The sequence below is a fragment of the Mycobacterium sp. E2989 genome, assembly GCF_001667595.1.
Classification (GTDB): domain Bacteria; phylum Actinomycetota; class Actinomycetes; order Mycobacteriales; family Mycobacteriaceae; genus Mycobacterium.
The window spans coordinates 56,914-83,790 of sequence record NZ_LZJX01000138.1 but is presented as its reverse complement, the minus strand read 5'-3'; the positions used below and the strand labels follow the sequence as shown (position 1 = coordinate 83,790).

At 66.9% G+C, this 26,877-nt stretch carries 28 protein-coding genes; 24 read left to right on the top strand and 4 right to left on the bottom strand.

Annotated features, from left to right (window positions below; translation table 11 throughout):
* Positions 1–37 precede the first annotated feature (37 nt).
* The 14 genes from A5680_RS26410 (at position 38) to A5680_RS24625 (ending at position 10,887) form a co-directional block, all read left to right on the top strand.
* Positions 38–553, top strand: coding sequence for a hypothetical protein (locus A5680_RS26410; protein WP_231965205.1), 516 nt, complete (start codon positions 38–40; stop codon positions 551–553).
* Positions 543–2,021 carry an NAD(P)/FAD-dependent oxidoreductase gene (locus tag A5680_RS24685; protein WP_067824193.1) on the top strand — a complete coding sequence of 493 codons (1,479 nt, stop codon included), beginning with the start codon at positions 543–545 and terminating at the stop codon, positions 2,019–2,021. Before A5680_RS26410 ends, A5680_RS24685 begins: the two co-directional genes overlap by 11 nt.
* A 76-nt stretch (positions 2,022–2,097) precedes the next feature.
* On the top strand, positions 2,098–3,039 hold the full coding sequence (locus tag A5680_RS24680; RefSeq protein ID WP_231965203.1) for an NADP-dependent oxidoreductase: 942 nt from the start codon (positions 2,098–2,100) through the stop codon (positions 3,037–3,039).
* Between the two features lie 32 nt (positions 3,040–3,071).
* A complete protein-coding gene (locus A5680_RS24675; RefSeq protein ID WP_067309132.1) occupies positions 3,072–3,458 on the top strand; it encodes a Rid family hydrolase in 387 nt (128 codons plus the stop codon).
* On the top strand, positions 3,455–4,120 hold the full coding sequence (locus tag A5680_RS24670) for a nitroreductase family protein (RefSeq protein WP_067309135.1): 666 nt from the start codon (positions 3,455–3,457) through the stop codon (positions 4,118–4,120). Before A5680_RS24675 ends, A5680_RS24670 begins: the two co-directional genes overlap by 4 nt.
* 66 nt (positions 4,121–4,186) lie before the next feature.
* A complete protein-coding gene (locus A5680_RS24665) occupies positions 4,187–4,390 on the top strand; it encodes a hypothetical protein (protein WP_067824190.1) in 204 nt (67 codons plus the stop codon).
* Positions 4,391–4,460: 70 nt separating this feature from the next.
* Complete coding sequence (locus tag A5680_RS24660; RefSeq protein ID WP_156669738.1) at positions 4,461–5,930, top strand: MFS transporter; 1,470 nt, start codon at positions 4,461–4,463, stop codon at positions 5,928–5,930.
* A 186-nt stretch (positions 5,931–6,116) separates the two neighbouring features.
* A complete protein-coding gene (locus tag A5680_RS24655) occupies positions 6,117–6,497 on the top strand; it encodes a nuclear transport factor 2 family protein (protein ID WP_067275559.1) in 381 nt (126 codons plus the stop codon).
* Between the two features lie 62 nt (positions 6,498–6,559).
* Positions 6,560–7,477: an LLM class F420-dependent oxidoreductase gene (locus A5680_RS24650; RefSeq protein ID WP_067824187.1), complete on the top strand. Its 918-nt coding sequence runs from the start codon at positions 6,560–6,562 to the stop codon at positions 7,475–7,477.
* A gap of 290 nt (positions 7,478–7,767) precedes the next feature.
* Positions 7,768–8,535, top strand: coding sequence for an SDR family NAD(P)-dependent oxidoreductase (locus A5680_RS24645; protein WP_067824184.1), 768 nt, complete (start codon positions 7,768–7,770; stop codon positions 8,533–8,535).
* 27 nt (positions 8,536–8,562) lie between these two features.
* Positions 8,563–9,093: a cupin domain-containing protein gene (locus A5680_RS24640; RefSeq protein ID WP_231965196.1), complete on the top strand. Its 531-nt coding sequence runs from the start codon at positions 8,563–8,565 to the stop codon at positions 9,091–9,093.
* Between the two features lie 70 nt (positions 9,094–9,163).
* Positions 9,164–9,472: a hypothetical protein gene (locus A5680_RS24635; protein ID WP_067779848.1), complete on the top strand. Its 309-nt coding sequence runs from the start codon at positions 9,164–9,166 to the stop codon at positions 9,470–9,472.
* 242 nt (positions 9,473–9,714) lie between these two features.
* Positions 9,715–10,473, top strand: coding sequence for an SDR family oxidoreductase (locus A5680_RS24630; protein WP_067275546.1), 759 nt, complete (start codon positions 9,715–9,717; stop codon positions 10,471–10,473).
* Positions 10,474–10,476: 3 nt separating this feature from the next.
* Positions 10,477–10,887, top strand: coding sequence for a cupin (locus tag A5680_RS24625; RefSeq protein WP_067275543.1), 411 nt, complete (start codon positions 10,477–10,479; stop codon positions 10,885–10,887).
* An 82-nt stretch (positions 10,888–10,969) separates the two neighbouring features.
* On the opposite strand, the gene A5680_RS24620 is transcribed toward A5680_RS24625, so the two are convergent.
* Positions 10,970–11,695, bottom strand: a complete 726-nt coding sequence (locus A5680_RS24620; protein ID WP_231965194.1) for a DUF5666 domain-containing protein — start codon at positions 11,693–11,695, stop codon at positions 10,970–10,972.
* A 123-nt stretch (positions 11,696–11,818) separates the two neighbouring features.
* Positions 11,819–13,645, bottom strand: coding sequence for an acyl-CoA dehydrogenase (locus A5680_RS24615; protein ID WP_067824180.1), 1,827 nt, complete (start codon positions 13,643–13,645; stop codon positions 11,819–11,821).
* 209 nt (positions 13,646–13,854) lie between these two features.
* Here A5680_RS24615 and trxA point away from each other — a divergent pair, with 209 nt between their 5' ends.
* The 4 genes from trxA to A5680_RS24595 all read left to right on the top strand — a co-directional run bounded on the left by trxA (position 13,855) and on the right by A5680_RS24595 (position 17,025).
* Positions 13,855–14,208 (top strand): thioredoxin, encoded by a 354-nt coding sequence (trxA, locus tag A5680_RS24610; RefSeq protein ID WP_055404991.1) that lies wholly within the window; start codon positions 13,855–13,857, stop codon positions 14,206–14,208.
* A gap of 55 nt (positions 14,209–14,263) precedes the next feature.
* Entirely contained in the window at positions 14,264–15,073 is an 810-nt protein-coding gene (locus tag A5680_RS24605; RefSeq protein ID WP_055404990.1) for an enoyl-CoA hydratase, read from the top strand.
* 24 nt (positions 15,074–15,097) lie between these two features.
* Positions 15,098–16,735, top strand: a complete 1,638-nt coding sequence (locus A5680_RS24600; protein ID WP_067824176.1) for an ABC-F family ATP-binding cassette domain-containing protein — start codon at positions 15,098–15,100, stop codon at positions 16,733–16,735.
* Positions 16,736–16,818: 83 nt separating this feature from the next.
* A complete protein-coding gene (locus tag A5680_RS24595; protein WP_369808555.1) occupies positions 16,819–17,025 on the top strand; it encodes a helix-turn-helix domain-containing protein in 207 nt (68 codons plus the stop codon).
* A gap of 7 nt (positions 17,026–17,032) precedes the next feature.
* On the opposite strand, the gene A5680_RS24590 is transcribed toward A5680_RS24595, so the two are convergent.
* Positions 17,033–17,608, bottom strand: a complete 576-nt coding sequence (locus tag A5680_RS24590; protein WP_067824173.1) for a TetR/AcrR family transcriptional regulator — start codon at positions 17,606–17,608, stop codon at positions 17,033–17,035.
* Positions 17,609–17,620: 12 nt separating this feature from the next.
* Positions 17,621–20,437 carry an aconitate hydratase gene (locus tag A5680_RS24585; protein WP_197499843.1) on the bottom strand — a complete coding sequence of 939 codons (2,817 nt, stop codon included), beginning with the start codon at positions 20,435–20,437 and terminating at the stop codon, positions 17,621–17,623.
* A 229-nt stretch (positions 20,438–20,666) separates the two neighbouring features.
* Between A5680_RS24585 and A5680_RS24580 the strand changes: the two genes are divergently transcribed.
* The 6 genes from A5680_RS24580 (at position 20,667) to A5680_RS24555 (ending at position 26,864) form a co-directional block, all read left to right on the top strand.
* The gene (locus A5680_RS24580; RefSeq protein ID WP_067824258.1) at positions 20,667–21,215 is read left to right on the top strand and encodes a DUF6676 family protein; all 549 of its coding nucleotides are present in this window, start codon (positions 20,667–20,669) and stop codon (positions 21,213–21,215) included.
* A gap of 240 nt (positions 21,216–21,455) precedes the next feature.
* Positions 21,456–22,892, top strand: a complete 1,437-nt coding sequence (ripA, locus tag A5680_RS24575) for an NlpC/P60 family peptidoglycan endopeptidase RipA (protein ID WP_067824168.1) — start codon at positions 21,456–21,458, stop codon at positions 22,890–22,892.
* Between the two features lie 25 nt (positions 22,893–22,917).
* Entirely contained in the window at positions 22,918–23,652 is a 735-nt protein-coding gene (gene ripB, locus A5680_RS24570) for an NlpC/P60 family peptidoglycan endopeptidase RipB (RefSeq protein ID WP_055404985.1), read from the top strand.
* A gap of 127 nt (positions 23,653–23,779) precedes the next feature.
* Complete coding sequence (locus tag A5680_RS24565; RefSeq protein ID WP_055404984.1) at positions 23,780–24,913, top strand: MoxR family ATPase; 1,134 nt, start codon at positions 23,780–23,782, stop codon at positions 24,911–24,913.
* Positions 24,910–25,860, top strand: coding sequence for a DUF58 domain-containing protein (locus A5680_RS24560; RefSeq protein WP_055404983.1), 951 nt, complete (start codon positions 24,910–24,912; stop codon positions 25,858–25,860). Before A5680_RS24565 ends, A5680_RS24560 begins: the two co-directional genes overlap by 4 nt.
* Complete coding sequence (locus A5680_RS24555) at positions 25,857–26,864, top strand: VWA domain-containing protein (RefSeq protein WP_055405819.1); 1,008 nt, start codon at positions 25,857–25,859, stop codon at positions 26,862–26,864. Before A5680_RS24560 ends, A5680_RS24555 begins: the two co-directional genes overlap by 4 nt.
* The last annotated feature ends 13 nt before the right edge of the window (positions 26,865–26,877 follow it).

The following is a 26,877-nucleotide window of genomic DNA, read 5'->3' as shown; positions in this document are numbered from 1 at the left end:
CATGAAACCGTTTGGAATGATCCGCTCTTGGCCAATCATGCCCATACATGATCCGATTCGCATTGTCCGAATCGCGCTACGCTTTTCGCTGGCAACGGCCTTCCTGTCGGCCGTAGCCGATCGATTCGGTTGGTGGAAGCCGTTCGGGCAGGGTAGCTGGGGGAGCATGGGCTCCTTCGCCGACTACACCCACCAACTTATTCCGTTTGCTTCTCGTCGTTTACTGACCGTCATTGTGTGGGCTGCCACCGTAACCGAGGCGACGCTGGGACTCTTGCTCCTGACCGGGTGGCGGCCGAAGCTTGTCGGTGCAGCGACTTCCCTGGTACTCACAATATTTGGCATCGCGATGGCTGCATCGCTCGGCGTGGAAGCGCCGCTTAGCTACAGTGTCTTCTCCGCGGCCAGCGCCGCAGCGGCTTACGCGGTCCTCGGCACGTTGAGCCGGTTTGGGAGTGCGTGCCCCGACGCGAGCCACCTCTGTCAGACGGGCGAATCAGCGAAACGCGACCGGACGTACCCATCTTCGGAAATGAGGCGAGATGAAGGCTAGTAAGCAATTTGACGTGATCGTCATAGGCGGCGGGGTGGGCGGTGTGGCCGCCGTGCGGAAGCTGGCTTCGGTTGGCCTTTCGGTAGCCCTCGTCGAGGATCGCCTCGTCGGCGGCGAGTGTCATTACTGGGGCTGCAACCCGAGCAAAACCCTACTTCGCCCAATCGAGGTGTTCAACCTCGCGAAGTCGGTTCCTGGTGTGCGAGAAGCTTTCTCGGGAACGAAATTAGATCTTACGGCCGTCTTCTCGAAACGAGACGAACTCATCGAGCACCTCTCGGACCAAGAGCGGACGGCATCATTGCAGCAAGCTGGTGTAGCAGTGTTTCACGGGTTCGGCCGGTTGAGCGGCGAACGAACGGTGCGCGTGGCCTACGCCCTCGGAGATACCACCGAAGTCGTCTTGACTGCACGCCACGCGGTCGTGCTGGCCACTGGCACGCGTCCGTACGTGCCGGGGATACCTGGTCTGGCGCAAGTGCGTGCGTGGACCAATCGGGAGTTGACGACCATGACACGGGTGCCACCACGCGCTCTGGTGGTGGGTGGCGGCCCCGTCGCCGTCGAGTTCGCGACCATCCTGAGCGGGTTGGGGTCATCGGTAACGCTTGTGGTGCGCGAGGACACGCTGCTGTGCAACTGCGAACCCGAAGCTCGCGATCTGGTCGCGCAGTCACTGCGCAGCAGTGGCGTCAAGATTCATTTGGAGACACAGTTGTCGGCGGTGGCCCGACCCGTGGCGGGCGGACCCGTCACCGCGACTTTCAACGGCCGCACCATCGAGATAGACGAGGTCGTCTTGGCCGCCGGACGACGCAACAACACCGACGGCATCGGACTGGAAACCATCGGCCTGACGGGCGGCGAAAGCGTTTGCGTCAACGACCATCTCCAGGCGGTCGGTGTCACGGGCGACTGGCTATACGCTCTCGGAGATACCACTGGGCGTGCGCGGTTGTCTCACATCTCCACCTACCACGGACGTCTCGTGGCCGAAATCATCGTCGCGCGGGCCGCGGGACGGGAGCTGGCCGACAACGAATTGGCCGCCCGTGATGCCGGCAGCCTGGCGCAGGTTATCCACACTGACCCTCAGGTCGCCTGGGTGGGCCGCACCGAAGGTCAAGCCCGGGCAGAAGGGTTCGCGGTACGGACGCGAACGGCCCGCTACCCCGGCGCCGTGTCATTCCTCGCCTTATACCGTGATGGGTTTCAAGGCTGGGCGAAACTGGTCATCAACGACGAGACCAACACACTGCTCGGAGCGACATTTGTCGGCCCACAATTCTCCGAACTGGTTCAAGCGGCCACGCTGGCCGTCGTCGCGAAAATCCCGGTCACTCTCCTGCGCCATGCGGTCGCGCCGCATCCGACGGTCAATCAGGTTTGGGATCCGCTACTCGCGGAAGAGTCGGAACTTTCGGCGTTGCTGAGCACCGCGGCGCAGAAAGCGCAGAAAACCGCTTAGGCGCATCAACCCGTCAATCTCGGTGTTCGAGAGGAACCACGATGACCTACAACTGGCCGGTCGTCTGACCGTGACCATGCTGGTAGCGGGGGTCCGCACCCCCGGCGGCAATGTGGAGACGTTCGAAGTGGCCGACCCGCGACCTTTGGCGTCCGACGAGGTTCTGATCGCAACTCGTGGCGCCGGGGTTGGGAACTGGGACAACATCGTTCGCTACGGCGGTTGGGACGTCGGCAGGCCTCCCCCGCTGGCGCTCGGCGTCGAGGCCGCCGGCGTCATCGAGGCCGTCGGTGACAATCGCCAGAACGGATTCAGCGTGGGCGATGCAGTGCTGTGTCACCCCGTGCCGCTGCGCGATCAAGGCACTTGGGCGCCGCTTCTGATCGCGCCGGTGGGCTCGCTCGCCCGCAAACCGCGCGAGATTCCGTGGGGGACCGCAGCGATCTTTCCGGTGCCGGCGTTGACCGCCGACCAGGTGGTCGGCGAGGCATTGGGCCTGCACCGCGGAGAAACGTTGCTCGTTCATGGCGCGGGCGGAATCACCGGCGGCCTCATCGTCCAGCTGGCGGCCATGCGCGGGGTCGACGTGCTCGCCACCGCCGGCCCGAGCAGCGCCGACCGAGTCCGACGGCATGGCGCCCGCGAAGTGCTCGATTATCGCGATCCGCTGTGGCCACAGCACGCGAAGGCGTTGGCGAAGGACTCGATCGACGCCGTCGCCAACGCCGCCCCCGGCGGTGCTGCTGCGGCGATGACCGCGCTTGCCGGCGGCGGCCGGCTGGCGACCATCACCCCCGACCTACCCGCATCGACCCGCGGGATCGGCGTGACGGCGGTTTACGTCCGCTCGGATGGGCCCCAACTCGACCGCCTCACCGCGCTTCTCGCGTCGGGCAGGTTGACCATGCCCACCCCGCGGTCTTGCGGCCTGGATCAGGCCGCCGCCGCCTTGGCGCATGTTGTGGCGGGCCACGAGCCCAGCGGAGTCGTCCTCACGACAGACAACCCCGGAAGCTAACCGAAAATCGCACAGCAACAAGGAGTCTCAAGATGACAACTATTACCCCGATCCTAACCGGAGTGGCGGCACACATCGGACACTACGCCGACGCCATCGCGGTATCCGGCGGGACACAGATCTTCGTTTCCGGAACACCAGGGGTGCGTGAAGACGGCACACTGCCCGAGGACTTCACCGACGAGGCCCGGCAGTGCTGGATCAATGTGGAAAACGCGCTCGGCAAGGCCGGCGCCAAGCTCACCGACATCGTCTACATGCGCCAATGGGTCACCAGCCGTGCGTATGCGTCCGCCTACCTGGCGGTGAGCAAGGAGATCATCCGCCACCAACCCGCCGCCATGTTCAGCATCATCGACGGGCTGGTGTGGCCCAACATCCGCGTGGAAGTCGAAGTCACCGCCATCCTGCCGGCATGACCGATTACCCCGTCGTCGAGTTGTCGATCGACGAGTTGCTGACCACGACCCGCTCGGTGCGCAGACGCCTCGATCTGACCAAACCCGTGCCCATCGGGCTGATCCGGGAATGCCTGGAGATCGCGGTGCAGGCACCGACGTCGGCCAACGTGCAGAACTGGAGTTTCATCGTCGTCACCGACGAAAGACAGCGACGCGCGATCGCCGACGTGTATCGGCGCACATGGGAGCTGATCGTCGCTTCGCCTTTCGCGGTCGCCGATCGGTTCAAGGACGACCCTGTGCGCAACCGCGAGCAGCGCAAGGTGTCCGACAGCGCGGCGTATCTCGCCGAGCACATCGGCGAGGTCCCTGTTTTGATGATCCCGTGCGTCGAGGTCATCGACGGTGACGGCGTGCTGACGGCCGAAAACGCCAACCAGTATTGGAGTTCGATCATGCCCGCCACGTGGAGCTACATGCTCGCCGCGCGGTCCCGGGGCTTGGGAACGACGTGGACCGGGGTGACCATCATGGCCGACGGCGACATGCGGGCGATTCTCGGACTACCCGACAACGTCTACCACGCGACGACTGTTCCCACCGCGTACTACACCGGCACCACATTCCGGCGCGCCAAACGGATACCGCTCGACGATGTGCTGCATTTCGACCGGTGGTGAGCACAGCACCGGAATCAAGCCGCGGGACTACCGCCCGTTCGGAAGCGAAATTCCAAGGAGGACAATGTGGAAGGCGACTGCGGCGGTCGAAGCCCCGGCAACCCCCAAAGCTCCAAGCGATCCGTCGGTTCCGGTGACATCGGCGCCAACGAGGTCGAGGCGACCATCCCCGTCGACGACCACAGCGCGCAAACCAACCGGCACAAGGGGATCACCAGGAGCGACATCGATGCGTTGGCGCAGCTGAAGAGTCTGAGAAAGGCGCTCTGAAACCGCCGATGACCCTCGCAAGCAAGGGATCTGGCGCACCGCCATCGTCACCCGCGGGACGGCCCCGGCGGTGAGCTTGCGCGACGCGGCGCCGACCAGCCGCGCGATGGCGGTCGCGGTGATGGTGTCAATGGTCGCGTTCCTCGACTCCACCGTCATCAACCTGGCGTTGCCTGCCACCGAGCGTGACCTCGGCGGTGGCCTAGCGCTGCAGCAATGGGTCATCGAGGGCTACCTGCTGGCGATGGCGACCGTGATTCTTCCCGCCGGGTCCATCTCGGATCTGTTCGGACGCGTTCCGGTAATGCGGTTTGGGCTGATGACTTTCGGGGCGGGCTCGGTTCTGGCGGCGGTTGCCAATTCACCGGGGATGCTTATCGCCGGGCGCATAATCCAGGGCCTGGGTGCGGCGTTCCTCGTGCCGGGCTCACTGGCGCTGATCAATACGGTGTTCGACAAGGCGCACCAGTCCGCTGCGATCGGCGTCTGGACCGGGTGGACCGGAACCGCCTTCGCGTTGGGCCCCCTGCTGGGTGGATTGTGCGTCGATTTGCTTGGCTGGCGCTGGATTTTCGTGTTGTCGGCGATCCCCATCGCGGCCGGGTTTGCGCTGACATTCTGGCTGTGCCCGATGTCTCGACGGGTCGCAGGCGCACGCGTCGATGTCGCGGGGGTGGGCCTATCGGCGGTCGGGCTGGCCGGGACCGTGTATGCGTTGATCGGATCGCAACACGACGGCTGGACCGAACCGCGGGTCATCGCGCCGCTGGTGATTGGGGTGGCCGCGCTGGCAGCCTTCGTAAGCTGGCAGCGCCGCAGCAGGAATGCGATGGTTCCGTTGCCGCTGTTCACCTTTCGTAATTTCGGCGCCGCCAATCTCGTCACCGCATTCATCTATGCCGGGTTGACGCTGGCTTCGCTGGCCATCGCCCTCTACACCCAAGAAATCGGCGGCTACTCAGCAACCGCGGCCGGATTGACCACCCTGCCGATTCCGGCGCTGTCGTTGGTGTTCGCCCGCCATGTCGGCCGGATTGCCGCACGGGTGGGCCCGCGCACATTCCTGATCGGCGGGCCCGCCTTGGCGGGCATCGGGCTGCTGCTGATCCGTCCGAAAGCCCAGGATTTCCATGCGATCACCGACGTAATTCCGGGAATAACCGTGCTGGCCATCGGGCTGGTTGCGACTGTCACGCCACTGACATCGCTGACGCTGGCATCGGTGCCGTCAGAGCACAGCGGTCTGGCGTCGGCGATCAACAACGCCGTCTCGCGGCTGGGCGCGCTGATGTCGATTGGGTCCATGGGGCTGATCAGCGTTGGCGCGGCGAGCGCCACCGGATTCGCCCACGTGTTTCAGGTGAGCGCAGCGCTATTCACCATCGGCGCGTTGTGCGCCGCCGTGTTGATCACCAATCCGCCCGACGGATGCCAGCCCGTGCCGGGCGCGATTGCCGCACTGTGCCGCGACCGGCCCGGTGTGCAACCGGCCCTGGCCAGCAGCGCTTCGGCCGCAACCGATCCATCGTCTCCGCGCTAACCGTGCACCGCTCGGTCGCCAGACGTCTGGGCGCGAATTCGTCTTGATGGCAGGTCTGTTCACCCGGGTGAATGCACGTTTCGGGTGATGACAGCTCCTCAAGGCGCTCCAAGGATGCAATTTGGGACCAAGCCCGTCTCGACGACGCCGCCGTCGAGCTGACACCGCACGGAGAGGGAACAGAAGATGCACCATGCCGAGCAACCGGCCGAAGATTTGGCGATCCTCGCGCAGCTCAACAACGACTACGTCCACTCCGACCAGTTCAACGACGTCCGGCGCTTCCGCGAGTTCCTTGCTGAAGACTTCATCGTGCAGACGCCGGGCGTAACCCGAAACCGCGAAGAGTTCCTCGAATACATCGCTGAGCCGCGTCCCTTCAAGGATCTCGCTGTCCACGACGTCAACATCCGCATCCTCAGTGACGTCGCTCTGATCCACGCGCGCGCCACCTACACCATGCTCGCCGATGGCGCGGAGCAGGAAGCTCTGTACACGGACACATATCAAAAGCGTGATGGCACCTGGGTCTGTGTCGCGGCCTGCGCGATCGCCCCGGGCGCTTAACACCACCCGGGATCGATCCGAACAGATCGAAGAGGTCAGTTCAGCCTGCGATTGGATCCACCATGCCGACCGGAATCGTGTTGTTCCCCAATCCTCAAGCAATCAACGTCGTCGATGACGTGGTTGCGCAGGCCGGCCGTGCGCGTTCGCTCGGCGTCCGGCAGGTCTGGCTGGGCCAGCAATTCGACCTTGATGCGATTGCCCTCGCCGCGTTGGTGGGTGCGGCCGTACCGGGGCTCGGGGTCGGTACGGCGGTGGTGCCGATCAACCCGCGTCATCCACTGATCGTCGCGTCGCTGGCGCAGACGGCGCAGGCCGCATCGCACGGCGCCTTTAGTCTTGGTCTCGGGTTGGGTGCGCACGAGCCGGAGCGACAGGCCTTCCGGACGTCGTGGCCCAACACGATCACACGCCTTCGTGAGCACCTGACGGTGCTGAAGTCCATCTTCGACACCGGCGCGGTGGACTTCAGCGGCAACGAGATCAGCGCGCATCCTGGATGGCCGGTGCGGGTCGCCGGGGGCACGCCCATTCCGGTGTATGTGGCAGCGATGGGCCCGAAGGCGTTGCGGGTCGCCGGCGAGCTGGCCGACGGCACTCTGACATATCTCGCCGGTCCGCGGACAATCGCAGAGTTCATCGAACCGGCCATCGCGAAGTCAGCCGCCGCCGCTGGACGGCCGAAACCCAGGATCATCGCGCAGGTGCCAACACTGGTGTCCGACAACGTCAATTCAGCAAGGAATTTCGCGGCCCAGCAATTAAGCTTCTACGAGACCATTCCGTCTTATCGGAAGGTGATCGCCCGCGAAGGTGTTCGCGATGCGGCAGACCTCGCAGTGGTGGGTTCAGCGAAAACACTCAGGCGTCAGCTTCGGAGTTATCTGGATGCGGGTGCGACCGATGTGGTGCTGAGCGGACTGGGCTGGGCGGACGCTCCGGTGGCCGAAGAGCTATGGGCTGTCGCGGCCTCGTTGTGACGGACCAGTGGCGGCGAAATCTGGCGAGTGTCTCCGGAGCCGCAATGATCAACCCAGGCCGGGAAACGAAACAAACTCGTGCACAGAAAGTTTCAGCTAGCCGGGGCTTTCCAAAGCACGATTCGCGCTTAGCGTCGCGCAGTCTCACCCGGGTGAACAGGTGGTGGGGGTGATGACAGCTCACCTCGCTCGACAGCAGTCTCGGTACGACCAGTCCGGTGGAACGCGTTACAGCCGTCGTCACCACGAAGCGGTCCAGCACAGCCGCAACGAGAACCAGGAAGGCGCACATGCATTTTGAGGGCAAGAAGGTTGTTGTCATCGGCGGCAGTGCCGGCATGGGTCGGCAGGTTGCGATCGACATCGTCGATCATGGCGGGAGCGCGGTGATCGTGGGTCTGTCGAAGAACCGCGTCGACGAAACCGTCGCCGAGCTGAGCCGGCGTGGCCATGCTTGGGGTATCTCCGCCGAGCTGACGGATCGCGACGCGGTCGCCGATGTGCAGCGGACGCTTTCTGAGGAGCACGGCCAGGCGACACTGTTGGTCAACGCGGCCGGATTCTTCATCCCCAAGCCTTTTCTCGAGTACGAAGCGCAGGACTACGACTCGTACATGGACCTCAATTACGCCCTGTTCTTCCTGACCCAGACCGTTGTCGCGGGCATGATCGCCCGCGGTGAGGGCGGGGCCATTGTCAACATCGGCAGCATGTGGGCGCATCAGGCGATCGGTGTGACCCCGTCGTGCGGGCACTCCATGCAAAAAGCCGGCCTCCATGCGCTGACCCATAACCTGGCCATCGAGCTTGCCGGGCACAAGATTCGGGTGAACGCCGTGGCACCGGCCGCCGTCAAAACCCCGGCACTCGAGCGCTGGGTACCCAAGGACGAGATCGATTCGACGCTCGACACTTTCGCGCCCTTTCACCCTTTGGGGCGAGTCGGCACACCAGCCGACGTGGCCAATGCCGTGACATATCTGCTGTCGGATCAGGCCAGCTGGGTCACCGGCGCGATTCTCAATGTCGATGGCGGCGTCATGGCCGGCCGCAATTAGACAGAAAGCCTCAAAGGAGAGATTGCAGTGACAATAAACATCTTCAGGCCCGGCGGGCCGCCGGCCAAGTCTGTCGGGCGCACCGAAGGCAAGTCCGTCTTCAATGGGACCGTCGGTGTGCGCCACATCCTGGATAGATTTGGGGCTGACGGTCGCTTCTCCGTCCTCGAGCATCCCATGTCACCCCGGGCGCTTGCCGCACCCCTTCATCGCCATCACAACGAAGATGAATACAGCTGGATCATCGAGGGGCGCGTGGGCGCCTTGCTCGGCGATGAGGTGCTCTACGGCGGGCCCGGCGACTTCATCTTCAAGCCTCGAGGCCAATGGCATACGTTCTGGAACGCGGGCGACGAGCCTGCCCGCATCCTCGAGATCATTTCCCCCGCGGGATTCGAGCAGTTCTTCGACGAGCTTGCTGATCTCGGCGGTATCGCGACGATATCGCCCGAAGTCCTGGATGAGCTCTGTGCGCGCTACGAACTCGAGATGGATGTCGACAGCGTCGCCGAACTCTGCAAACGCTTCGACTTGAAATTCCCAGGTGAACCTCTTTGAGGACGCGGCGGGTTCGCAAATCGCGTGCGTAGGGCGCGCTCGGGCTGAGACCCGCGTGGAGGCGAGGAATATGATCAGCGACGGCGACTACGACGACACCCGGCCCGATGGCACATTGGGGCCCAGCGAGTCGTTGGACTCCGACGAAGTACGCAATGACGATGGCGACATCGTGGTCGATGCGCCGTTGCGCTGGATCTCTGCCGACGAGCACCTGACGCTGGACGAGCGTCTGGCCGCTGAGGAGCCGGAACTTGGCTACCCGGACGGCCTTCCGCTGCGCGCCGGGCGGCACCACGGTCAGATCAGTGGCAGCCCAAACGACGGCATGTCGTTCTACACGGTGGCGCGCGAAGAGTTCGATGCGGACGCTGAGTGACCGGGCACACGGGGTCCTCACCCGGGTGAAGAGGTGGCCGGGGTGATGACAGATCACCCCGTTCGGCCACAGGCTGAATGGACCGAGACGGATGGCCGGTCTGCTTGCAGGGCGCCTCGGCGAGCGAACGTCATCCGGTGGAACGTCGATCGCAGGACCCACGTCCCCGATGCCGGCAAGCGTCTCCGATCGTCCCGGCGGGGCTCGATCACCGGCCAGACTACAACGCTGAAAGGTTCATCATGAAGATCGTAGTCATCGGCGGGCGTGGCCTCATTGGCTCGAAAGTGGTGGCCAAGCTTGGCGCGCAGGGACACGACGTGATCGCCGCTTCACGCCGATCCGGTGTCGACTCACTCACCGGCGAAGGCCTAGCAGTCGCCGTCACCGGCGCGGATGTCCTTGTCGACGTTGCTGATTCACCAATTTTCGACGACGAGCCTGTGATGCACTTCTTCACGACCGCGACCAAGAACCTTCTTTCTGCCGAGCGGGAAGCGGGAGTCAAACACCATGTCGCGTTGTCCGTCGTCGGATCGCAGAGCATGCCAGACAGCGGCTACAACACCGCCAAAGCGGCTCAGGAGGAGCTGATCAAGGATTCGGGCCGGCCGTACTCGATTGTGCGCGCGACGCCGTTCTACGAGTTCGCGATTGGCTTGGCCGATTCCGCGACAGACGGGGAGATTGTGAGATTGCCACCCGCATCGTTCCGCCCCATCGCCGCCGACGATGTCGCCACCGCCGTGGCTCGCGCGGCGATCGGACCTCCCATCAACGGCGTCGTGGAGATCGCGGGACCCGAAGCAATGGGCATGGACGACTTCGTTCGCGCGGGCCTCGCCGCCAACGGCGATCGACGCCGGGTCGTGACCGATCCCCAGGCTCCGTATTTCGGTGCGGTGATCGACGATCACAGCCTCGCGCCCGACGAGAACGCGACGATCTTCACGACTCGATACTCCGACTGGATCGAAGCACGCCCCGCCAGGACGGGATGACGAATGTCGTTGGAAACGTCCGAGTCCGCACCCGAGTCAACCGTCCAGGTGCTTCAGGAAGTGCGATTACCGTCCATTCCCGACGATGCCCATGTCGTGACCGTTCTCATCACCCATCCGCCGGGCGCCTCTGGGTACCCGCCGCACCGCCTTCCCGGGGGCCCCGGATTCGGTTACATGATCGGCGGTGAGATGTTGTTCGAGCTCGAGGGTGAAGCGCCACGCGTGCTCCGTGCTGGAGAGGCTTTTTGGGGGCGCGGCGGCGACGTGATCCACTATCGGGACGCCAACAACCGCACCGATATTCCTTGTAGCTATGTCCTCACCCTGCTGTGCGCGCCCGGGAAACCGATGCGCGAATGGGTGACCGACGGCGAGCTCACGGCGCGAAAACACCTGCGTGTGACGGGCTGATTGCTCGCAGGCCCAGGCGGGCGCGGTGGCGGCACCGCGCCCGCCTGGTAGGAGCGGTTAGCTCAGCCGCCCTGGGCCGGACCTACTTGGGCTTGCCGCACCTGCCGTCGGTGGCCTGCCGCACGTTGATGCTGGTCGCCTGCAGGGTGCCGTTGTCCATCGTCCCGCGCGCCCATAGGCACTTGCCCTGTGTGATCGCGTCGGTGGCGGCGGTCGTCTGCTTGCTGTACTTGGTCTTGTCGTCGACCGTCACCGCGGTCTGCGTGGTGTTGCCGCTGGGGTCGGTGCCGCCGACGTTGATGGTGTTGCCCGACACGGAGGCCACCGAACCACGAACCGGGCCGGGCTTCGGGGCCGGCGCCGGCGAGCCCGGGGGCGGCGGGGTGGTCGAGCTCGGGGCCGAACCCTGCCCCGCCGGCTTGGCCGGGCACGCGCCGTTGACGGAGGGGCTGATCTTCACCGCCGCCGCAGTGACCGGCTGCCCGGGCTGAGCTTCCTGGGTGGGCCGCACGGTGACGCAGCTGCCCGCGGTGACATCGGTCAGCGCGGCCGGGACGGTTTCGGTGACCTTGGTGGTGGAGGTGAAGTTCACCGCAGCGGTCGAGTTGTCCTCCTTCGTGACCTGAATGGAGTTGCCCGCCACCGACGCGATCAGACCGCTGACCCGCGCCTCGCCGCTCGCCGGGGCCGGCGATGTGGTCGTGGAGGTCACCACCGAGGTGGACGTCGACGTCGAGGTCGGCGGGCTAGATTGGTTGGACGAACTGCACGCGGCGACCGACAGCGCGGCGGCAGCGACAGCCGCCAAACGGGTGAGCCGAGGCGCTGGACAGCTGGCAGACATCAACGTATCTCCAATCGTGGTGGGACCCAACGGAATGGGTATTACCAGTTGGAGCTGTGGCTAACCTGTGCGTAATCCGCGCCGCGGTCAGAACGCTTGCTCGGGGATGCGCATGATTTCGCCGTCGATGGACTCGATGACTTTGCGCAGCGACGTGAGCTTAGGCAGCATGTTCTTGGCGAAAAAGGCCGACGTCGCCACCTTGCCCCGATAAAACGCGGCGTCGTTCCCGTCCGCGCCCGCCAGCGCGGCGTGCGCGATCCCGGCCTGCACCAACAGTCGCCAGCCGATGAGCAGGTCGCCGACCGCGAGCAGGTACCGCACCGATCCGAGCCCGACTTTGTAGATTTCGGTGGGATGTTGCGCGGCGGACATCAGGTACCCGGTCAACGCACCCGTCATCGACATGACCTCGTCGAGCGCCGTCTGCAGCAGCTCGGCCTGCGGCTTGAGCTCCTCGTCGCACTCATCGATTGTCGCGCTGATCTGAGCCGTCACGAACTGCAGGGCCTCGCCGCGGTCGCGAACGATCTTGCGGAAGAAGAAGTCCAGCGCCTGGATCGCCGTGGTGCCCTCGTAGAGCGAATCGATCTTGGAGTCCCGGATGTACTGCTCCAGCGGGTAGTCCTGCAGGAAGCCCGAACCGCCCAGCGTCTGCAACGACTCGGTCAGGATCTCGTAGGCGCGTTCCGAGCTCACGCCCTTGACGATCGGCAGGAGCAGGTCGTCCACGCGGTGGGCCATCTGGTGGTCGGCGCCCGAAACATGTTGGGCGACAGCGTCGTCCTGGTGCGCGGCGGCGTACATGTACAGGGCCCGCAAACCCTCGGCGTACGCCTTCTGCGTCATCAGGCTGCGACGCACGTCGGGGTGATGCATGATGGTCACCCGCGGTGCCGTCTTGTCCGACATCTGCGTCAGGTCCGCGCCCTGCACCCGCTCCTTGGCGAACGCCAGCGCGTTCAGGTAGCCGGTGGACAGCGTGCCGGCGGCCTTCACGCCGATCGTCATGCGCGCGTGCTCGATCACGGTGAACATCTGCGCGATCCCGTTGTGCACGTCGCCGACCAGATAGCCGACCGCGGGCAGATCCGTTGCGCCGAAGGTCAATTCACACGTGGGGGAGGACTTGATCCCCATCTTGTGCTCCAGCCCCGTGACGAAAACCCCGTTGCGGGGGCCGAGTTCGAACGTTTCGGGGTCGAAAAGGTACTCGGGCACGTAGAACAGGCTCAGTCCCTTGGTGCCCGGCCCGGCGCCCTCCGGGCGGGCGAGCACCAGGTGGAAGATGTTGTCGGCGGTGTTGCCCACGTCGCCGCCCGAGATGAACCGCTTGACGCCCTCGATGTGCCAGGTGCCGTCGGGTTGGGCGATGGCCTTGGCGCGGCCGGCCCCGACGTCGGAGCCCGCGTCGGGTTCGGTGAGGACCATGGTGGCCGCCCAGCCGCGCTCCACGCCCTCGGCCGCCCAGCGCCGCTGCTCCTCGTTCCCCTCGACGAACAGGGCCTGCGCCATCAGCGGGCCGAGGCTGAAGAAGTTCGCCGACGGGTTGGCGCAGATGATCATTTCGTTGACGCCCCAGGCCAGCGGCGGTGGCGCGGCCATGCCGCCGATCTGTTCGTCCAGCATCAATCGCCACCAGCCGGCCTCTTTGATCGCCTGCACCGTCTTGGCCAGTTCGGGCGCCACGCTGATGGTGTGGGTGGCCGGGTCGAACACCGGCGGGTTGCGGTCGGCGAAGGCGAAGGACTCGGCCACCGGGCCTTCGGCCAGGCGGGCGGCTTCCTCGAGGATCGTCCGCACCGTTTCCGCGTCGAGGTCGCTGTAGCGTCCGGTGCCGAGCACGGCGCCTACGTCGAGCACTTCGAACAGGTTGAACTCGAGATCACGGACGTTAGCGATGTAGTGGCCCAACGCGATTCCCTCACTGGTCCCTTGACGCGGCGGATCGTCCGCTCAGTGTCTCCGACGTGGGAAAACGTACGCAACCGTAACCTACGGTCGGCCGCCGCCGGGTTACGCGACGGTTGCGGCGGGGAAAAAGCGGAGCGGGCACCTCGAGCGGTCCCGCCCCGCCGCCAAACCCCGGGAACACCACGTCGCGCCCCCGCGTTACAGCAAACGTGACAACACTCGATCTCACCGCTGAGAAGTTCAACGAAACCATCGAGGGCAACGACATCGTGCTCGTCGATTTCTGGGCGTCCTGGTGCGGCCCATGCCGCCAGTTCGGGCCCACTTTCCAGGCGTCCGCCGAGAAGCACCCCGACATCGTGCACGCCAAGGTCGACACCGAGGCCGAACAACAGCTGGCCGCGGCCGCCCAGATTCGCTCCATCCCGACGCTGATGGCGTTCAAGAAGGGCAAACTGCTGTTCAACCAGGCCGGGGTGCTGCCGCCGGCGGCCCTCGAAGACCTCGTGCAGCAAATCCGGGCCTTCGACGTCGACGCGGCCCAGGCCGGCCAGGCCGAATAGGACCGGCGCCGCGGCGCGCGCGGGGCGGCCCCCGGCAACGCGCTAGGTTGCTTGGGTGAGTTTGGTACTGGTAGAGCACCCGCGACCCGGTGTCGCGCTGATAACCCTCAATCGGCCCGAGCGGATGAATTCCATGGCGTTCGACGTCATGGTGCCGCTCAAGGAGGCCCTGGAGCAGGTCCGGTACGACAATTCCGTGCGCGTGGTCGTGCTGACCGGGGCGGGCCGGGGTTTCTCCTCGGGCGCCGACCACAAGTCCGCGGGCTCGGTGCCCCATGTGGAGGGGCTGACCCGCCCGACGTACGCGCTGCGCTCCATGGAGGTCCTCGACGAGGTCATCCTGGGGCTGCGGCGCCTGCACCAGCCGGTGATCGCCGCGGTCAACGGGCCCGCGATCGGCGGCGGGCTCTGCCTGGCGCTGGCCGCCGACATCCGGGTCGCCTCGACCGGCGCGTACTTCCGCGCGGCCGGCATCAACAACGGCCTGACCGCCAGCGAACTGGGGCTCAGTTACCTCCTGCCCCGGGCCATCGGCGCGTCGCGGGCCTTCGAAATCATGCTGACCGGCCGCGACGTCACCGCCGAGGAGGCCGAGCGCATCGGCCTGGTGTCGTGCCAGGTGCCCGACGAGCAGCTGCTGGACACCTGCTACGCCATCGCCGCGCGCATCGCGGCCTTCTCGCGGCCGGGAATCGAGTTGACCAAGCGCACACTGTGGAGTGGACTGGACGCCGGTAGCCTGGAGGGGCACATGCAAGCCGAAGGCTTGGGTCAACTGTTCGTTCGTCTGCTCACCGCCAACTTCGAAGAAGCGGTCGCCGCGCGCGCGGAGAAGCGGCCGCCGGTGTTCACCGACGACAAATAGCGGCGGAGCAAAAAGGGAGAAGATGTGATCACGGCCACGGACCTCGAGGTCCGCGCTGGTGCGCGCATTCTGCTCTCGCCCGACGGGCCGGACCTGCGCGTGCAGCCGGGCGACCGCATCGGGCTGGTCGGCCGCAACGGCGCCGGCAAGACCACCACCCTGCGCATCCTGGCGGGGGAGACCGAACCGTATGCCGGATCCGTCGCCCGCGCCGGCGAAATCGGTTATCTGCCACAGGATCCCAAAGAGGGCGACCTGGACGTGCTGGCGCGCGACCGCGTCCTGTCGGCGCGCGGCCTCGACGTCCTGCTCACCGACCTGGAAAAGCAGCAGGCCTTGATGGCCGAGGTCGCCGACGACGCGGCGCGCGACCGCGCCATCCGCCGCTATGGGCAGCTGGAGGAGCGGTTCGTCGCGTTGGGCGGCTACGGCGCCGAGAGCGAGGCCAGCCGCATCTGCGCGAGCCTGGGCTTGCCGGACCGGGTGCTGACGCAGCAGCTGCGCACGCTGTCCGGTGGGCAGCGCCGCCGGGTGGAGCTCGCTCGCATCCTGTTCGCCGCGTCGGAAGGCGGAGCGGGCGCTTCAGGTTCAGAGACCACATTGCTGCTGGACGAGCCCACCAACCACCTGGACGCCGATTCGGTTGGCTGGCTGCGGGATTTCCTGCGGGCCCACACCGGCGGGCTGGTGATCATCAGCCACAACGTCGAGTTGCTCGCCGACGTCGTGAACCGGGTGTGGTTTCTCGACGCCGTGCGCGGCGAGGTCGACGTCTACAACATGGGCTGGCAGAAGTACCTCGACGCCCGGGCCACCGACGAGCAGCGTCGCCGCCGGGAACGCGCCAACGCCGAACGCAAGGCCGCCGCGCTGCGCACGCAGGCCGCCAAATTGGGCGCCAAGGCCACGAAAGCCGTTGCGGCGCAGAACATGTTGCGTCGCGCCGACCGGATGATGGCCGCGCTCGACGAGGAACGGGTCGCCGACAAGGTGGCGCGCATCAAGTTCCCCACCCCGGCCCCGTGCGGGCGCACGCCGCTGATCGCCAAGGGGCTGAGCAAGTCGTACGGGTCGCTGGAGGTGTTCAGCGGGGTCGATCTGGCCATCGACCGCGGGTCGCGGGTGGTGGTGCTGGGCCTCAACGGCGCCGGCAAGACCACGCTGCTGCGGTTGTTGGCCGGCACCGAGCAGCCCGACACCGGCGGGCTGGAGCCCGGACACGGTTTGCGGATGGGCTATTTCGCCCAAGAGCACGACACGCTCGACAACGACGCGAGCGTGTGGGAGAACATCCGGCACGCCGCACCCGATTCGGGCGAGCAGGATCTGCGCGGCCTGCTGGGCGCGTTCATGTTCAGCGGGCCGCAACTCGACCAGCCGGCGGGCACCCTGTCGGGCGGCGAGAAGACCCGGCTCGCGCTGGCCGGTCTGGTCGCCTCCACGGCGAACGTCCTGCTCCTCGACGAACCGACTAACAACCTCGACCCCGCGTCGCGCGAACAGGTGCTCGACGCGCTGCGCAGCTACTCCGGCGCGGTGGTGCTGGTGACGCACGACCCGGGCGCGGCCGAGGCCCTGGACCCGCAGCGCGTCGTGCTGCTGCCCGACGGCACCGAGGACTTCTGGTCCGACGAATACCGCGATCTGATCGAGCTCGCCTGATTTCTGGTTGAAATCACCCCCGCGGGTGGCGGCGGGTTCTTACTCTGGGTGCTTGCGATCGTGTCGAGGCGCGGAGGCCAGCCATGAAAAGGACACTGCAAAGGTCCAAGACCCGCGACCAGTTGCTGGTCGAGCTGCGCAACGCCTATGAGGGCGGCGCCAGCATCCGCACCCTGTCCGCCCGCACGGGCCGATCGTACGGCTCGATTCACAGCCTGCTGCGGCAGGCGGGCACCACGATGCGCGGCCGGGGCGGCCCCAACCGCACCGCGCGGGTCGCCCGGGTGTAGCGGCGCGCTACGACCCGGAATCGTTGCGGCGCACGGACTTTTCGACGAGGTCGAGCACGGCGGACAACCGCCGCGGGTCTTCGCCCGAGGCGAGCCGGGCCACCAGGCCGTCGAGCACCAATTCCAGATAGCACTGCAACACGTCACCGGGGACGTCGTCGCGCAGCCGGTGCGCCTCCTTCTGGCGGCGCAACCGATCGGTCGTCGCCGCCGCCAGTTCCGCGGACCGCTCCGCCCAGCCGCGGCTGAAGTCCGGGTCGTTGCGCAGCTTGCGCGCGATCTCCAGCCGGGTGGCCAGCCAGTCGAACTGGTCGGGCGCGGCGAGCATGTCGCGCATCACCTGGATCAAGCCCTCGCGCGACGCGACGTCGGCCATTCGCTCGGCATCCTCGTGCGCCAGCGCGAAGAACAGCGCGTCCTTGTCGCGGAAGTGGTGGAAGATCGCACCGCGCGACATCCCGATCGCCGTTTCCAGCCGCCGCACCGTGGCCTTGTCGTAGCCGTATGCGGCGAAGCAGCGGCGGGCGCCGTCGAGGATCTGGCGGCGGCGAGCCGCCAGATGGTCCTCGCTGACTTTTGGCACAAGCGGTGGCGGCTACGACTTCAGCATGTTGCGCAGCACGTACTGCAGGATGCCGCCGTTGCGGTAGTAGTCGGCCTCCCCGGGGGTGTCGATGCGCACCACCGCGTCGAACTCGATCGGGTCGCCGCCTTCCTTGGAAGCCTTGACGCGCACCGTCTTTGGCGTCTTGCCGTCGTTGAGCTCCTCGATGCCGGTGATGTCGAACACCTCGGTGCCGTCCAGCCCCAGTTCCTTGGCCGACTTGCCTTCGGGGAACTGCAGCGGGATCACGCCCATGCCGATCAGGTTGGAGCGGTGGATGCGCTCGAACGACTCGGCGATCACCGCGCGCACGCCCAGCAGCAGCGTGCCCTTGGCCGCCCAGTCGCGAGATGACCCGGACCCATATTCCTTACCGCCCAGGACCACCAGCGGGATGTCCTGCGCCGCATAGTTTTGCGCGGCGTCGTAGATGAACGCCTGCGGGCCGCCGTCCTGGGTGAAGTCCCGGGTGTAGCCGCCCGAGACGTCGTCGAGCAGTTGGTTGCGCAGCCGGATGTTGGCGAACGTGCCGCGGATCATGACCTCGTGGTTGCCGCGGCGGGAGCCGAAGGAGTTGTAGTCCTTGCGCTCGACGCCGTGCTCGTCGAGGTACTGCGCGGCCGGGGTGCCCGGCTTGATCGCGCCGGCGGGGGAGATGTGGTCGGTGGTCACCGAGTCGCCCAGCAGCGCCAGCACCCGCGCGCCGGTGATGTCGCCGACCGGCTCGGGTTCGGCCGACATGCCCTCGAAGTACGGGGGCTTGCGCACGTAGGTCGAATCCTGGTCCCACTCAAAGGTATTGCCGCTCGGGGTGGGCAGGTTGCGCCACCGCTCGTCACCCTTGAACACGTCGGCGTAGTTCTTGGTGAACATCTCCTGGCTGATCGCCGAGGCGATGGTGTCCGAGACGTCCTTCTGCGACGGCCAGATGTCCTTCAAAAACACGTCGTTGCCGTCCTCGTCCTGACCGAGCGGCTGCGACTCGAAGTCGAAGTCCATGGTCCCGGCCAACGCGTAGGCGACCACCAGCGGCGGGGACGCGAGGTAGTTCATCTTCACGTCGGGGTTGATCCGGCCCTCGAAGTTCCGGTTGCCGGACAGCACCGCGGACACCGACAGGTCGTTGTCGTTGATCGCCTTGGAGATCTCCTCGGGCAGCGGGCCGGAGTTGCCGATGCACGTGGTGCAGCCGTAGCCGACCAGGTAGAAGCCCAGCTTCTCCAGATACGGCCACAGGCCGGCCTTGTCGTAGTAGTCGTGGACCACCTGCGAGCCCGGCGCCATCGTGGTCTTCACCCACGGCTTGGACGCCAACCCCTTCTCGACGGCGTTGCGGGCCAGCAGCGCCGCGCCCAGCATCACCTCGGGGTTGGAGGTGTTGGTGCACGACGTGATCGCCGCGATCACCACCGCGCCGTGGTCGAGCTCGAACTCGCCGCGGTCGTCGGAGCGCACCCGCACCGGGTTGCTCACCCGGCCCTTGGCATGCGCCGCGGCCGATTCGAACTTCGGGGCGTCGTCGGCGTGGCCGTTCTCCAGCGCCCCGGGGTCGCTGGCCGGGAAGGACTCGTCGACGGCCTCGTCGAGCTTGGAGTACTCCTTCTTGTCGGGGTCGTCGCCGACGTAGTCGCCGATCTGCGCGCGGAACGTGGATTTCGCGTCCGACAACGCGATTCGGTCCTGCGGGCGCTTCGGTCCCGCGATCGAGGGCACCACGTCGGACAGGTTGAGTTCGAGGTACTCGGAGAAGGCCGGCTCGTGGGAGGGGTCGTGCCACATGCCCTGCTCCTTGGCGTACGCCTCGACCAGCGCCAGCTGCTCGTCGGAGCGGCCGGTGAACCGCAGGTAGGAGATGGTCTCCTCGTCGATCGGGAAAATCGCTGCGGTGGAACCGAATTCGGGGCTCATGTTGCCCAGGGTGGCGCGGTTGGCCAGCGGCACCTCGGCCACGCCCTCGCCGTAGAACTCGACGAACTTGCCGACCACACCGTGCTTGCGCAGCATCTCGGTGACGGTCAGCACCACGTCGGTGGCGGTGACGCCGGCCTGGATCTCACCGGTCAGCTTGAACCCGACGACGCGCGGGATCAGCATCGACACCGGCTGACCGAGCATCGCGGCCTCGGCCTCGATGCCGCCGACGCCCCAACCCAGCACGCCCAGGCCGTTGACCATCGTGGTGTGCGAGTCGGTGCCCACGCAGGTGTCGGGGTAGGCCACCCCGTCGCGTTCCATCACCACGCTGGCCAGGTACTCGATGTTGACCTGGTGCACGATGCCGGTGCCCGGGGGCACCACCTTGAAATCACGGAAAGCGCCCTGGCCCCAGCGCAGGAACTGATAGCGCTCCCCGTTGCGCTGGTATTCGATCTCGACGTTGCGCTCGAAGGCGTCGGCGGTGCCGAACAGGTCGGCGATCACCGAGTGGTCGATCACCAGGTCGGCCGGCGCCAAGGGGTTGACCTTCTCCGCCTTGCCGCCGAGGTCGCCGATCGCCTCGCGCATGGTGGCCAGGTCGACGATGCACGGGACCCCGGTGAAGTCCTGCATCACCACGCGGGCGGGCGTGTACTGGATCTCAATGCTGGGCTCCGCCTTGGGATCCCAGTTCGCGATGGCCTCGATGTGGTCCTTGGTGATGTTGGCGCCGTCCTCGTTGCGCAGCAGGTTCTCGGCGAGGACTTTGAGGCTGTAGGGGAGTTTCTCGGTGCCCCGGACGGCGTCGAGTCGATAGATCTGATAACTCTTGTCGCCGACCTCGAGGGTGTCGCGTGCTCCGAACGAGTTCACAGAATCTTCTTTACTCACTTCAACTCCCGGGATTAAGTTCTTCCGCCCACGGGCCGTGTCGGCGGTGCTTACCACTTTAACAGTACGCTTGTCCTGTATTACGGCGGGGTCCCCGCCAGTCCCAGTCTTGTCGCGGAAGTCGACGGTTTAAACCCCTTGCGGCCCCCCAATGCTGGCCCGCGGTCACGCTAGAGTGACCGCGGTGGCCGAGCGCCACGCCAGTGTGACGGCGCAGCAGGAGGGACACATGACCGGGCACGACTCCTTCGTCCTGCCGCTTTACATCCCGCAAGACGTCGACATGGCCGCGATCAAGGCGCAGGTGGCCGCCGACGGGGTGAGCGCGCCGCCCGCGGCCATGCCCGGGCTGCTCGACGTGGTCAACCAGGCGCGCGCCCACGGCATCAACCTCAAGATCGTGCTGCTCGATCACAACCCGCCCAACGACACCCCGCTGCGCGACATCTCGACCGTGGTCGGCGCCGACTACCACGACTCCACCGTCCTGACGTTGAGCCCGAACTACGTCGGGAGCTACAGCACCCAATTCCCGCGGGTCACCCTCGAGGCCGGTGAGGACATCGCCAAGACCGGCAACCCGGTGGTCTCCGCGCAGCACTTCGTGGGCGAGTTGGAGGGCCACGAATTCCCCTGGACGGGGCTCACCATCTTCCTGCTGATCGCCGTCTTCGCGGCGGCCGTCGGGACGCGGCTCCTGCAGTTGCGCGCCCGGCGTTCAGCAACCCCGACCGAATCGGCCGGAGCACAGGAAGTGACGCCCACCAACACGGCCTAGCCACCTCTGTCGGGCCTGTCCCGCCCCGCAGGTCGACCGCCGGCGCGCCCTGGCGGCAAACACCGTAGGTCACCGTTCGGTCACATTAAACGCACGTAGAGAGTGCGATTTCGGTGGAGCGTTTGCACGCCAAAGAGTGTGACGTACGGTGCAAATGATGCTGGTGTTGTCTTTGGCGCCTTTACCGGATTCTGTGGCCGGCGCCGCCCGTCGCGTTGAGCCGTAGGAGACCTGAGTCGAATGAGACGCACACGTCGGGGCTCCGCTGCGCGGCCGGTCGCGAGGCTGGTCCGGCCGGTCGTGCCCTCCGTCGTGAGCGTGGCCCTACTGGTATGCACGCCGGGGCTGGCGCCGGCCGACCCCGCCGCCGACAGCCTGGCCGGGTTGATCGCGAACGTGGCGAAGGCCAACCAGCGCCTGGAAAACCTGAGTGCCGAAATCCAGACCGAACAGGAGAGCGTCAACAAGGCCCTGGTCGACGTCGAGACCGCCCGAGACAACGCCGCCACGGCCCAGCGCGACCTGGACGCCAGCCAGCAGGCCGTCAAGGAGGCCAACGCCGCGATCGCCGCCGCGCAACAGCGGTTCGACACGTTCGCGGCGGCCACCTACATGAACGGTCCCTCCAGCAGTTACCTGACCGCCGCCAGCCCCGACGACATCATCGCCACCGAGGCCGCCGCCAAGACCCTGTCGGCGAGCTCGCAAACGGTGATGGCCAAACTGCAGCGGGCGCGCACCGAACAGGTGAACAAGGAATCGGCGGCGCGGCTGGCCAAGCAGAAGGCCGACAAGGCCGCCGCCGACGCCAAGGGCAGCCAGGACGCCGCCGTGGCGGCGCTGACCGACTCCAAGCGCAAGTTCGACTCTCAGCGCGAGCAAGTCACTCGCCTGGCCGCCGAACGCGACGAGGCGCAGGCGAAACTCGAAGCGGCGCAACGGCAATGGTCGGCCGGAGCCGGCGGCCCAGCCGCGCCGGCGTCCGGTGACCGATGGGAGACCGGCTCGCCGGGCGCGCCCGCGCCGCAGGGCGGGCCCCGACGCTGGGACGGCGCCTGGGACCCCACCTTGCCGATGATCCCGAGCGCGAACGTCCCGGGCGACCCGATCGCCGTCATCAATCAGGTGCTGGGCATCTCGGCGACCTCTACCCAGGTCACCGCCGGTCTGGGCCGCAACTTCCTGCAGCAACTCGGCATCCTCAAGCCCGACGACACCGGCATCACCAACGCGGCCCCCGGCGGGACTTCCGGGCGGATCCCGCGGGTCTACGGGCGGCAGGCCACCGAATACGTGATCCGGCGCGGCATGTCGCAGATCGGCGTCCCCTACTCCTGGGGCGGCGGCAACGCCGCCGGGCCCAGCAAGGGCATCGATTCGGGAGCGGGCATCACCGGCTTCGACTGTTCGGGCCTGGTCCTGTACTCGTTCGCCGGGGTCGGCATCAAGCTGCCGCACTATTCGGGCTCGCAGTACAACCTGGGTCGCAAGATCCCGTCATCGCAGATGCGTCGCGGCGACGTCATCTTCTACGGCCCCGGCGGCAGCCAGCACGTGACGATCTACCTCGGCGACGGCCAAATGCTGGAAGCCCCCGACATCGGTCTGAAGGTCCGCGTCGCGCCGGTGCGCACCAGCGGCATGACACCCTACGTGGTCCGCTACATCGAGTGGTAAACGAATGAGAACCGAACGGAAAGCCATGCGCCGCAAGCGGATTCGCCTGTTCAATTTCGCCTGGATCACCGCCGTGGTGGCCGGGTTGACGCTTTCGGTGGCCGGCCCGGCTGCCGTCGTCAGGGCCGAACCCGGCGCGTGGGATCCCACCCTGCCGGCGACGATCAGCGCGGGCGCCCCGGGTGACCCGCTCGCCGTCGCCAACGCCTCGCTGCAGGCGACCGCCCAGGCCACCCAAACGACGATGGACCTCGGCAGGCAATTTTTGGGCGGCCTGGGAATCAACATCCTGGGGGATCCCGCCCCCGCCGCGGCCAGCCCCACCAACCCGGGCGGCAAGATCCCGCGGGTCTACGGCCGGCAGGCCATCGAGTACGTGATCAAGCGCATGGGTTCGCAGATGGGCGTGCCGTACTCGTGGGGCGGCGGCTCGCTGGAGGGCCCGAGCAAGGGCGTCGGCGACGGCGCGAACATCAACGGCTTCGACTGCTCCGGCCTGATGCGGTACGGCTTCGCCGGGGTCGGCGTGCTGATCCCGCGGTTCTCCGGCGACCAGTACAACGCCGGCCGGCACATCCCGCCCGACCAGGCCCGGCGCGGCGACCTCATCTTCTACGGGCCCAACGGCGGCCAGCACGTCACGATGTACCTGGGCAACGGCCAGATGCTGGAGGCGTCCAGCCTCGCGGGGCATGTCACCGTGAGCCCCGTCCGCACGCCCGGCATGACGCCGTTCTTGACTAGGATCATCGAGTACTGATCGGCGGTGCGATGCCCCGGCCGAGCGCGGGGCGAACCGCCAGCGTCGACGGAATCCGGCGGGCCTGGAATAGTTGGACGCGGGCACGTCGCTGCCCGGCAGTCGTGTCCGAACGAGAGGGTTATTGATGACAGCAGCAGGTGGGCCGCCTCCGGGCGCCAGCGGTTACTCGGGCCCGGGTGGTCCTCCGGGCGCGCCGGCCCATGAAGCGCCGTCCGGCGGCGGGAACGGCCTGGCCGCCGAGGTCCACACGCTCGAGCGGGCCATCTTCGAGGTCAAGCGCATCATCGTCGGCCAGGATCAGCTCGTCGAGCGGATGCTGGTCGGCCTGCTCTCCAAGGGCCATGTGCTGCTCGAGGGTGTGCCCGGCGTGGCCAAGACGCTGGCCGTCGAGACCTTCGCCAAGGTGGTGGGCGGCACGTTCGCCCGCATCCAGTTCACGCCCGACCTGGTGCCCACCGACATCATCGGTACCCGCATCTACCGGCAGGGCAAGGAGGAGTTCGACACCGAGCTCGGCCCGGTGGTGGTGAACTTCCTGCTCGCCGACGAGATCAACCGCGCGCCGGCCAAGGTGCAGTCGGCGCTGCTGGAGGTCATGCAGGAACGCCACGTGTCGATCGGCGGCAAGACCTTCCCGCTGCCCAACCCCTTCCTGGTGATGGCCACCCAGAACCCGATCGAGCACGAGGGCGTGTACCCGCTGCCCGAGGCGCAGCGCGACCGCTTCCTGTTCAAGATCAACGTGGGCTACCCGTCGCCCGAAGAGGAGCGGGAGATCATCTACCGGATGGGCGTGCGGCCGCCCGAGCCCAAGCAGATCCTGAACACCGGCGACCTGCTGCGGCTGCAGGAGATCGCGGCCAACAACTTCGTCCACCACGCGCTGGTCGACTACGTGGTGCGCGTCGTGACCGCCACCCGCCATCCCGAGCAGCTCGGCATGAACGACGTCAAGACCTGGATCTCGTTCGGCGCCTCCCCGCGTGCCTCGCTGGGCATCATCGCCGCGTCCCGGTCGCTGGCGCTGGTGCGCGGCCGCGACTACGTGATCCCGCAGGACGTCGTCGACGTCATTCCCGACGTCCTCCGCCACCGCTTGGTGCTCACCTACGACGCGCTCGCCGACGAGATATCGCCGGAGATCGTCATCAACCGGGTCCTGCAGACGGTCGCCCTGCCCCAGGTGAATGCCGTTCCGCAGCAAGGGCAATCGGTGCCCCCGGTGATGCAGGCCGCGGGGGCGGCTAGCGGTCGGTGACCGAACCCCGGCCGGCGGTGTCACACCCGCCATCGATGCAGCGCGGGCAGATCGTGGACCCGAAGCTGGCGGCGGCGCTGCGCCAGCTCGAGCTGACGGTCAAGCGCAAGCTCGACGGTGTCCTGCACGGCGACCACCTGGGCCTGATCCCGGGGCCGGGCTCGGAGCCGGGGGAGTCGCGGGAGTACCAGCCCGGCGACGACGTCCGCCGGATGGATTGGGCCGTCACCGCGCGCACCATGCACCCGCACGTGCGCCAGATGATCGCCGACCGTGAGCTGGAAACCTGGCTGGTGGTCGACATGTCGGCCAGCCTGGACTTCGGCACCGTCGGGTGCGAGAAGCGGGACCTGGCGGTGGCGGCCGCGGCCGCGATCACGTTTCTCAACAGCGGCGGCGGCAACCGGCTCGGGGCGCTGATCGCCAACGGCCAGACCATGGTCCGGGTGCCGGCGCGCTCCGGGCGCCAGCACGAGCAGACGCTGCTGCGCACCATCGCGACCACCCCCCGGGCGCCGGTCGGGGTGCGCGGGGATCTGGCGACGGCCATCGACGCGTTGCGCCGGCCGGAGCGCCGCCGCGGCATGGCGGTGATCATCAGCGACTTCTTGGGGCCGATCAACTGGATGCGTCCGCTGCGGGCGATCGCGGCCCGGCACGAGGTGCTGGCCATCGAGGTGCTGGACCCCCGCGACGTGGAACTGCCCGACATCGGTGACGTCGTGCTGCAGGACGCCGAGTCGGGCGTCACCCGCGAGTTCACCATCGACGCCCAGCTGCGAGACGACTTCGCCAAGGCGGCCGCGGCGCACCGTGCCGAGGTGGCGCGCACGATCCGCAGCTGCGGGGCTCCGGTGCTGACCCTGCGCACCGACCGCGATTGGATCGCCGACATCGTCCGTTTCGTCGAGTCCCGCCGGCGCGGTGCATTGGCGGGGCGGCAGTGACATTGCCGCTGCTCGGCCCGATGTCGTTGTCGGGCTTCGAACACTCGTGGTTCTTCCTGTTCCTGCTGGCCGTCTTCGGGCTGGCCGCGATGTACATCCTCATGCAGCTCGCGCGGCAGCGGCGGATGCTGCGATTCGCCAACATGGAACTGCTGGAAAGCGTTGCGCCGCAACGCCCGTCGCGGTGGCGACACGTCCCGGCGATCCTGCTGGTGGCATCGCTGGTGCTGTTCACCATCGCGATGGCGGGGCCCACCCACGACGTGCGGATCCCCCGGAACCGCGCGGTGGTGATGCTGGTGATCGACGTCTCGCAGTCGATGCGTGCCACCGACGTGCAGCCCAACCGGATGGCGGCCGCCCAGGAGGCGGCCAAGCAGTTCGCCGACGAACTGACTCCCGGTATCAACCTGGGGCTCATCGAGTACGCGGGGACGGCGACCGTGTTGGTCTCCCCGACCACCAACCGCGACGCCACCAAGAACGCGCTGGACAAGCTGCAGTTCGCCGACCGGACCGCCACCGGGGAGGGCATCTTCACGGCGTTGCAGGCCATCGCGACGGTGGGCGCGGTGATCGGCGGCGGCGACAAACCGCCGCCGGCGCGCATCGTGTTGTTCTCCGACGGCAAGGAGACGATGCCGACCAACCCGGACAACCCGAAGGGCGCCTTCACCGCCGCGCGTACGGCCAAGGACCAGGGGGTGCCGATCTCGACGATCTCGTTCGGCACGCCGTACGGCTTCGTCGAGATCAACGACCAGCGCCAACCGGTGCCCGTCGACGACTCCACGATGAAGAAGGTCGCCGAGCTGTCCGGCGGAAGTTGGTACAACGCCGCCAGCCTGGCCGAGCTGAAGGCCGTCTACGCGACGCTGCAGCAGCAGATCGGCTACGAGACGATCAAGGGCGATGCCAGCGTGGGCTGGGTGCGGTTGGGCGCGCTGGTGTTGGCGTTGGCGGCGCTGGCGGCGCTGCTGATCAACCGCCGCCTCCCGACCTGATCGTCCCGTCGAG